Genomic DNA, 7,251 nt, shown 5'->3' on the forward strand with positions numbered 1-7,251 from the left:
GCCGGCAAGTTCAAGCGCATGGCGCGGCTTGCTCCACACCTCGATGCCGTACAGGCCGAGGCCGGTCAGCAGCATCAGTGCAGCGGCGGCGCGACGGTATTCATCCTGCCCGGTCAGCAGCGCGCTGCCGACCAGCACGACGCCGACCAGATGCGCCGAGCGCAGCGCGACCAGCAGCCAGCGGCGGCCGGGAAAGTCGCGCCGGTTGCTCGGCGCGAAGTCGTGGGGCAGGTCGTGGGTCGACATGGCGCGAGTATGAACGAGCGCCGGGCTCACCACGCATCCACCGGGCTGATGTCGTCGCCCGCGAAAGGCAGGAAGGGGCCGGTGCCGCTGTGTTCGGAACTGGACGCCGGCACGAAGGCGCCTTGGTGCACGTCGAACACATGCACTTCGCCGTCCTCGATGACGTAATGCCAGCCGTGCAGTGCGAGCTGCCCGGCGTCGACCTGACGGCGCACCATCGGATAGTCCATCAGCCGCTCCAGCTGCAGCACGACCGCGCGTTGTTCGGTGCGGCGCAACGCCTCGTCGGTGAGCTGCACCGGCAGCACCGCCTCGCGGCCGAGGTCGAGCCAGGCGGCGAGGTTGGGCGCCGTGCCCGGGTCGACGCCCTCGTACAGCGCGCGCACGCCGCCGCAGTGGCTGTGACCGCACACGATGATGTGCGCCACCTTCAGGTTCAGGACGGCGTATTCGATGGCGGCGGTGGTGCCGTGAAAGCCGGCCAGCTGTCCGTGCTGTGCGCGGATGTCGTAGGGCGGCACGAAGGCGCCGACGTTGCGCACGATGAACAGTTCGCCCGGACCGGTGCCGGTCAGCAGATAGGGCACGAGGCGCGAATCCGAACAGCCGATGAACAGGATGGTCGGGTGCTGGCCGTCGCGCACCAGATCCTGGAACCGGTCCTGCACGCCGGGAAAGGTGTGGTCGTGAAAGCGGCGCAGGCGGGCGAGCAGTTCGTCGGGCATGGGGCTGACCTCCGGTTCAGCGCGGGGGCGCCGGCCAGTGCAGCAGCGGGCCGATCGCGTCCAGCGTGTTCTTCAGCAGCAGGCCGTACTCCGTGTCGCCTTCCATCACCAGTGCGCGTTCGAAGAACAGCCGGTCGGCATCGTCGTTGCCGCGCAGCAGGCGCAGGTAGCTGGCCGCGTCGGCGGCGATGCGCAGCGTGACGGGGCCGTGGTCCGGGGCGCTGTGGAAGCGGCCGTCGCGCAGTGCAAGCCGGAGCCGCACGCCGAAGTCGCGCACCTCGATTTCGACCGTGTGGCCGGCGAGCGCCGCGGCCGCGTCGTCAGGCAGGCGCGGGCGCAGCGTGCGGTTCAGCGCGGCGGCCAGCAGCAGTGACGGCGGATGTACCGGCAGGCGCGCAATCAACCTGCGCAGCGCCGCGGGCGGCGGCGGCAGTGCGGGCAGGGAGGCGGACAGCGAAGCGGGGCGAGCGGTCGTCATGCGGGCATCCTTTCCAGTCCGGGGCGGCGGTGTGCGTAACCATTGACCAGACCGCCGGGCAGGCTCAGCGCGTCCAGTTCAGCGGCGGCGGCGAGGGCGTCGGCGCCACTGTTGTAGACCGAGTCGAACAGCGCGGTCACCGTGCCGAAGTGCTGCGCGGTCGGCGACAGCCGTGCCCGGCGCACGCCGGCGGCGCGCAGCGCGGGTGCATCGGCGATCAGGCAGTGCTGAGCGGCGGACTGCGTCTGGATGCCGTTCAGCGCGAGGAAGGGCTGGCCTTCAGTGGTGTCGAGCAGCAGGCCGTCCGGGTGTTCGATGCAGCGGAAACCGCAGTCGTCCTTGTTCAGGTGGAAGTGGCGTGCGGTGAAGCAGCGTGCGGAGAAGGCCAGCGGCAGCCGGCCGAAGGCGAACACTTCGGTGGCGATCGGCGTGTCGGCGCCAGGTCCGCCGGCTACCGGCGCGGCCGGCGGGTTGATCAGCGCCAGCGCGTCCAGCCCGAGCTCGACCGGCGCCACCCAGCGTATGGCGCCGAGCGCGGCGTGTTCGCGCAGCGCCGGCTCGCTGTAGACGTTGATGTGCGGGCCGAGCACGAAGGGCCGGCCGGCCAGTGCGCGCAGCGCCGATGCATCGCCGGCTTCGACCAGGAATGCCGGCTGGTCGGCCCAGCGGTGCATCGCGCGCAGGTCGGCGGCGGATTCGAGCAGCGCCTGACTAGCCAGCACCACCTCCTTGCCGCAGGCGGCGAGCTCGCGGCCGAGTGAGAGCCAGTCGTCGGCTTTCATTTCGTGGCGGCGGCTGCACACCACCTCGCCGAGCACCACGGTGTCGGCAGGTGACTCGGCCACTTCGGCGTAGAAGTCGAGCAGGGTGCGGCGCGGCCAGTAGTACAGCACCGGGCCGACGGTGAGGGCGATGCGGGTATTCATCGGATCTTCCATGATTTCAGCGCCACGGCCGGTCGTAGGCGCCCAGCGTGTGCTGCTGACCTTCGGCCCAGCGGCCGAGCGCGGCGGTCCATTCCGGTTGCACGGCGAAGCGCGACGGCTGCGCGGCGCAGTCGTCGATGGCGGCGCGCCAGACGCGGGTGACCTGTTCGACATAGGCCGGGCTGCGCTGGCGCCCTTCGATCTTGATCGCGGCGATGCCCATGTCCATCAGTTGCGGCAGCAGCGATAGCGTGTTCAGGCTGGTCGGCTCTTCCAGCGCGTAATCGCGCGTGCCGTCGACATCGAAGCGGCCCTTGCACAGCGTCGGGTAGCCGCGCGGCTCGTCCGGTGCGTAGCGGTCGATCAGCACGCCGTTCAGGCGGGCCGACACCCCGCCGGCGCCGTCCTCCCAGCGCACCGCCGACGGCGGCGAGCACACGCCGGCCGTGTTCGGCGACTGGCCGGTGGCGTAGGACGACAGCGCACAGCGGCCTTCGACCATCACGCACAGGCTGCCGAAGCCGAACACCTCGATCTCGACCGTGCTGTGCCGGCACACCTGTTCGACCTGCGACAGCGTGAGCACGCGCGGCAGCACGGCGCGGCGGATGCCGTAGCGTTCGCGGTAGAACTCGATCGCCTCCTGCGTGGTGGCGGAGGCCTGCACCGACAGGTGCAGGCGCAACTGCGGGTGATGGTCGCGCGCATGGGCGAGCACGGCGGTGTCGGCGCAGATGAGCGCGTCGATGCCCAGCCCGGCGGCGGCATCGACCGCGGTGAACCAGCGCCCGGGCGCGCGGGCGTCGGCGAAGGTGTTGAGCGCCATCAGCACTTCGCGGCCGCGGCTGCGCGCGTAGGCAATGCCATCGCGCGCCTGCGCGAGGTCGAAGTTCAGGCCGGCGAAGTTGCGCGCGTTGGTGGCGTCCTTCAGGCCCATGTAGACGGCGTCGGCGCCGGCGTCGATGGCCAGCGTGAGGGCGCGCAGCGAGCCGGCGGGGCAAACGAGCCGGGGTTTGCGCGGGGGAGGGGAGGCGGCGTGTGTGGAGGCAGACATGTGGAGGCAGACTGTGGTGAGCGGATCGTATGCACGGGACGCTGCGGGCGGGGAGGCCCGCAGCGTCGCCCAGCTTAGGAAGCGGGCCGGGACGGCATGTTGACGAGGGTCAGTGATCGTTGCGTTGCCACACAGCCACCGCGAACTTCACTGCACCAGAGGCGAGTCGGCGCTGTCGAGCGCGACGCCTTCGATCGCGGCTGCGCCGGCCAGCAGACTCATGTACTGGCGCAGGGCGGTCACGAAGCTCTGCTGGCGCAAGGCACCGGCGACTGCGCCGCGCACCGATTCATAGCTTTGCGCCCGGCCGGGATCGCGCTCCAGCACCTCGACGACATGCAGGCCGAAGCGGCTGTGCGCGAGTCGTGGCAGCACGCCGACCTCGGCGTGACCGAACAGCTCGCGCGCGAATTCCGGCGCGCAGTCGCCGGCGCTCAGCCAGCCCAGATCGCCGCCCTGTGCGCCGGTGGGGCAGTTCGAATACTGGCCGGCGGCGGGCCCGAAAACATCGGCGGATTGCCCGTCATGACAGCGCACGTCCAGCAGTACGCCTTCGGCACGCTTGCGCAGCGCGACCACGTCGACGCCTTCGGTCACTGCGAACAGGATGTGACGCACCCGCACGCGCTCGCCTGTTCGGTACGTCGCCTCGTGTGCCGCGTAGTGACGGCGGCACGCCTCGTCCGACGGTTCGGGTACCTGCACGGACTGCTCGACCAGCACGTTGATCGCGTCGGCGGCCGCCTCGCTGATGACACCGTCCGCCGTTGCGGGGTCATCAGCCGGCAGCAGGCCGGCATGCTGCGCCGCCTGTCGCAGCAGTTCGGTGTAGGCGCGCTGCTGCAGCACGTCTTGTACGAGTTCTTCGCCGGCGCTGTTGATCGGTACGCCATTGACGCGTGCGACGCGGGACAGGTTTTCGATGGTCATGGCAATGTCCTCAGACGCCGGCGCCGGGCTGGCGCGGCTGGTTGTGGCCGGCTGGCAGGTTGAGCCGGCGTGCGCGTACCACCTGATACGGACGGAACAGGTAGGACACCGACGCGAAGCCGCTCCATACATGGACCAGGCGGGTGAAGGGGAAGATCAGGAAGATGCTCATGCCAAGGAACATGTGCATCTTGAAGATCCAGCCCGCTTCGGCCAGCAGCTCCGGCGCGCCGGCGCGGAAGGTGACGATGCGCTGCGCCCATTCGGCCAGTTTCATCATCATGCTGCCGTCCAGATGCTGTGCCGACAGCGGGATGGTGGCCAGCCCGAGCAGCAGCTGCAGCCACAGCAGCACGACGATGACGATGTCGCTGGTCTTCGAGGTGGCGCGGATGCGCGGCTCGGTGAGACGGCGGTGCAGCAGCAGCGTCAGCCCGACGAAGGCCAGCACGCCTGCGATGCCGCCGGACACCATGGCCACGACCTGCTTGGCGCCGGCGCCGATGAAAGGTTCGTAGATGAAGTGCGGCGTCAGCATGCCGAAGAAGTGGCCGAAGAATAGGAACAGCACACCGATGTGAAACAGGTTGCTGCCCAGCCGCAACTGGCCGCGGCGCAGCAGTTGCGACGAATCGCTCTTCCACGAGTACTGGTCGCGGTCGAAGCGCAGCAGGCTGCCGACGAAGAACACCGCGAGGCAGATGTAGGGGTAGTAACCGAACAGCAGATTGTCGAGCCAGGATGTCATGGTTGTACTCCTTGAGTGGCGGAGGACTTGCGAACGAGATGTATGGGTTGCACGGCGCCGGGCTTGGCCTGGCCATTCGACGAGCAGCCGTCGAAGGCCAGTGGTTCGGCCCAGCTTTCGTCGAGTGGCTCATCGGGCGCGATGGTGACCGCCTGAGCCGTTTCGCCCGCCAGTTCAATCAGTGCGCCGAGCACGCTGGCGTAGCCGCTCTGCCGCTGCAGCAGCGCGGAAAACACGGCATTGAGGATGTGCGCCATTTCAGCGAGCAGTGCGCGCGCCTCTTTCGGCGGCTGCGTGGAGGCGAACTCCAGCAGCGCCGGCAGGAAGTCCGGCAGCTCGCCCGGTGCGAGATAAAGACCGGCCTTTTCGTAGGTCTGTGCCAGATCGATCATTGCCGGACCGCGGTCGCGCGAATCGCCGTGCACATGTTCGAACAGGTGCAGCGAGGTGCTGCGGCCGCGATCGAACAGTTCGACATAGGCGGCTTCGGTGTCGAGCACATCGGCCTGGGCGAGGCGGTCGATCAGCGCGTCGAGTTCGGCGATGCGCGACGCCGACAGCGCGCCTTCGGCGTGCAGCGCTTCGTGCAGGTCGGTCAGATGGGCACGCAGCGCCGCGTCCGGATAAGACAGCAGGTGCGCGGCGACGCGCAATGTGTGGGCGATGCGCCCGGAGGTGGATGCAGTGAACAGTCCCATGATCAGACCACCGCCTTGATCGGAATCGTGCGGCGTTTCGAGCCGCCGAACAGGCTGCTGTCCGAACTGCCTTCCGAACAGCCATTGCCGAACGAGAAGCCGCAGCCGCCGCGCACGTCAAAGGTGTTTTCCGCGTATTCGCGGTGGGCCGACGGGATGACGAAGCGGTCTTCGTAGTTCGCGATGGCCATCACGTGGTACATGTCCTCGACCTCGGCCTGGGTCAGCCCGACCTGATTCAGCGCTGCCAGATTGATCTGGCCATCGACGTGCTTCGCGCGCTGGTAGGCGCGCATCGCCAGCATGCGTTCGAGCGCGCGCACCACCGGCTGGGTGTCGCCGGCGGTCAGCAGGTTGGCCAGATACTTCACCGGGATGCGCAGCTGATGCACATCCGGAATTTCGCCATTGATGCCGACCTGACCGGCGTTGGCGGCGGCGGTGATCGGCGACAGCGGCGGCACGTACCACACCATCGGCAGCGTGCGGTATTCCGGGTGCAGCGGCAGCGCCACCTTCCACTCGACCGCCATCTTGTACACCGGGCTGTGCCGGGCCGCTTCCATCCATGCGTCCGGGATGCCGTCGACACGCGCCTGTTCGATCACCTTCGGGTCGTTCGGATCGAGGAAGATGGCGAGCTGCGCCGGGTAGAGGTCACGGTCATGTTCGACCGACGCCGCTTCCTGGATGCGGTCGGCGTCGTACAGCAGCACGCCGAGGTAGCGGATGCGGCCGACGCAGGTTTCCGAACACACGGTGGGCTGGCCGGCTTCGATGCGCGGATAGCAGAAGATGCACTTCTCGGCCTTGCCGCTGGTCCAGTTGTAGTAGATCTTCTTGTACGGGCAGCCGGATACACACATGCGCCAGCCGCGGCACTTGTCCTGGTCGATCAGCACGATGCCGTCTTCTTCGCGCTTGTAGATCGAGCCCGACGGGCAGGAGGCAACACAGGCCGGGTTCAGGCAGTGCTCGCACAGCCGCGGCAGATACATCATGAAGGTGTTTTCGAACTGGCCGTAGATGTCCTTTTGCACATCGTCGAAGTTCTTGTCCTTGCTGCGCTTGCTGAACTCGCCGCCCAGGATTTCTTCCCAGTTGGGGCCCCATTCGATCTTCTCCATGCGCTTGCCGGTGATCAGGCTGCGCGGCCGCGCCGTCGGCGTGGCCTGCATTTCTGGCGCCGACTGCAGGTGGTCGTAGTCGAAGGTGAAGGGCTCGTAGTAGTCGTCAATCTGCGGCATGTTCGGATTCGCGAAGAGGCGCATCAAGAGCTTCCACTTGCCACCCTGGCGCGGCTCGATCGAGCCATCGCTCTTGCGAACCCAGCCGCCGTTCCATTTGTCCTGGTTTTCCCACTCCTTGGGGTAACCAATGCCGGGCTTGGTCTCGACGTTGTTGAACCAGGCGTATTCCATGCCAGGACGGCTGGTCCAGACGTTC

8 protein-coding genes and 1 pseudogene are annotated in these 7,251 nt (G+C 68.0%); all 9 read right to left on the reverse strand.

Features of this window, described 5'->3' with window-relative positions; all coding sequences use genetic code 11:
* Positions 1-246 (reverse strand): annotated as a pseudogene (locus Q8R75_RS00805) (hypothetical protein); the annotation flags it as partial.
* A gap of 26 nt (positions 247-272) precedes the next feature.
* The gene (locus Q8R75_RS00810) at positions 273-971 is read right to left on the reverse strand and encodes a carbonic anhydrase (RefSeq protein WP_305613668.1); all 699 of its coding nucleotides are present in this window, start codon (positions 969-971) and stop codon (positions 273-275) included.
* Positions 972-987: 16 nt separating this feature from the next.
* Positions 988-1,449 (reverse strand): SCP2 sterol-binding domain-containing protein, encoded by a 462-nt coding sequence (locus Q8R75_RS00815; RefSeq protein ID WP_305613667.1) that lies wholly within the window; start codon positions 1,447-1,449, stop codon positions 988-990.
* Positions 1,446-2,375: a U32 family peptidase gene (locus Q8R75_RS00820; RefSeq protein WP_305613666.1), complete on the reverse strand. Its 930-nt coding sequence runs from the start codon at positions 2,373-2,375 to the stop codon at positions 1,446-1,448. Before Q8R75_RS00820 ends, Q8R75_RS00815 begins: the two co-directional genes overlap by 4 nt.
* A gap of 16 nt (positions 2,376-2,391) precedes the next feature.
* Complete coding sequence (locus tag Q8R75_RS00825; protein ID WP_305613665.1) at positions 2,392-3,429, reverse strand: peptidase U32 family protein; 1,038 nt, start codon at positions 3,427-3,429, stop codon at positions 2,392-2,394.
* Positions 3,430-3,576: 147 nt separating this feature from the next.
* Entirely contained in the window at positions 3,577-4,359 is a 783-nt protein-coding gene (locus Q8R75_RS00830; RefSeq protein ID WP_305613664.1) for a peptidylprolyl isomerase, read from the reverse strand.
* A 10-nt stretch (positions 4,360-4,369) separates the two neighbouring features.
* The gene (gene narI / locus Q8R75_RS00835) at positions 4,370-5,107 is read right to left on the reverse strand and encodes a respiratory nitrate reductase subunit gamma (protein ID WP_305613663.1); all 738 of its coding nucleotides are present in this window, start codon (positions 5,105-5,107) and stop codon (positions 4,370-4,372) included.
* On the reverse strand, positions 5,104-5,805 hold the full coding sequence (gene narJ, locus Q8R75_RS00840; protein WP_305613662.1) for a nitrate reductase molybdenum cofactor assembly chaperone: 702 nt from the start codon (positions 5,803-5,805) through the stop codon (positions 5,104-5,106). The genes narI and narJ overlap by 4 nt, the downstream gene beginning before the upstream one ends.
* A gap of 2 nt (positions 5,806-5,807) precedes the next feature.
* The coding region (gene narH / locus Q8R75_RS00845) for a nitrate reductase subunit beta (RefSeq protein WP_305663485.1) at positions 5,808-7,251 on the reverse strand (1,444 nt) is incomplete at its 5' end.

Source organism: Methyloversatilis sp., from assembly GCF_030696805.1.
GTDB lineage: Bacteria > Pseudomonadota > Gammaproteobacteria > Burkholderiales > Rhodocyclaceae > Methyloversatilis.

What these genes read in the sequence shown, in the direction of transcription:
- Q8R75_RS00810 (WP_305613668.1), bottom strand. Translation starts at nt 971, where the DNA reads ATGCCCGACGAACTGCTCGCCCGCCTGCGCCGCTTTCACGACCACACC.
- Q8R75_RS00815 (WP_305613667.1), bottom strand. Translation starts at nt 1,449, where the DNA reads ATGACGACCGCTCGCCCCGCTTCGCTGTCCGCCTCCCTGCCCGCACTG.
- Q8R75_RS00820 (WP_305613666.1), bottom strand. Translation starts at nt 2,375, where the DNA reads ATGAATACCCGCATCGCCCTCACCGTCGGCCCGGTGCTGTACTACTGG.
- Q8R75_RS00825 (WP_305613665.1), bottom strand. Translation starts at nt 3,429, where the DNA reads ATGTCTGCCTCCACACACGCCGCCTCCCCTCCCCCGCGCAAACCCCGG.
- Q8R75_RS00830 (WP_305613664.1), bottom strand. Translation starts at nt 4,359, where the DNA reads ATGACCATCGAAAACCTGTCCCGCGTCGCACGCGTCAATGGCGTACCG.
- narI (WP_305613663.1), bottom strand. Translation starts at nt 5,107, where the DNA reads ATGACATCCTGGCTCGACAATCTGCTGTTCGGTTACTACCCCTACATC.
- narJ (WP_305613662.1), bottom strand. Translation starts at nt 5,805, where the DNA reads ATGGGACTGTTCACTGCATCCACCTCCGGGCGCATCGCCCACACATTG.